This is a genomic window from Streptomyces sp. NPDC005070 (assembly GCF_053600395.1).
On the sequence record NZ_JBSFZS010000595.1, the window covers coordinates 1 to 1038 of the forward strand.

The 1038-nt window shown below is 74.6% G+C and carries 1 protein-coding gene; it reads left to right on the top strand.

The genetic code is table 11. The features are described from left to right. A partial coding sequence (locus ACWEBX_RS41440) for an FAD-dependent monooxygenase (protein WP_451889821.1) occupies window positions 1-1038 on the top strand: 1038 nt, incomplete at both ends.

A 1038-nucleotide genomic window follows, 5' to 3' on the forward strand; every position in this document is an offset into this window, starting at 1 on the left:
CACGGCGCTGCGCGCCCGCTACCTGGTGGGCTGCGACGGCGGGCGCAGCACGGTGCGCAAGCTGGCGGACATCGGCTTCCCCGGCACCGAGGCGACGATGACGGCGCTGATCGGTGACGTCGAACTCCCCGATCTGCCCGAGGACTACGTCTGGGTGCGGCGCACCGCGGGCGGGGACTGGTCGGCGATCGCGTTCGAGCCGGGCTGGCACCGGGTGATCACCTCGGAGTTCGACCGGGTCGCGGACCGCGAGGAGAGCGTGACGTTCGAGGGGCTGCGCGAGTCCCTGGTCCGGGTCGCGGGCACCGATTTCGGCATGCGCAACCCCCGGTGGATCTCCCGGTTCAACGACGCGGCGCGGCAGGCCGACCGGTACCGCAAGGGGCGGGTGCTGCTCGCGGGCGACGCGGCGCACATCCACTTCCCGGCCGGCGGGCAGGGACTGAACATGGGCGTGCAGGACGCGGTCAACCTCGGCTGGAAGCTCGCCTCGGTGGTGCGCGGCCGGGCGCCGGAAAGCCTGCTGGACACCTACCACGCCGAGCGGCACCCGGTCGGGGAACGGGTGCTGCACAACACCCGGGCGCAGTCGGCCCTGGTGCGTCCCGGGCCGCAGACGGACGCGCTGCGCGAGATATTCGCCTCCCTGATGGTGTTCGACGAGGTCAACCAGTACCTGCGCCATCTGCTGACGGCCCTGGACATCCGCTACCCCCTCGACGGCGACCACCCGCTGACCGGCCGCCGGGTCCCGGACGCCGACCTGAAGGCGTCCGACGGCGCCACCCGGGTCCACGAGCTGCTGCACGCCGCCCGCCCGGTCCTGCTCGACCTGTCCGGCAGCACGCGGACGGCGGCCATCGCCGCGGGCTGGGCCGACCGCGTGGACGTCGTCGAGGCGCGCGGCGAGGACGAGCAGTGGATCGTCCCGGCCCTCGGCGAGATCCCCGCCCCGGCCGCGGTCCTCATCCGCCCGGACGGCCATGTCGCCTGGGCGTCCGCCACCGGCACGGTGCCCGACGCGCCCGCGCTGCGGGC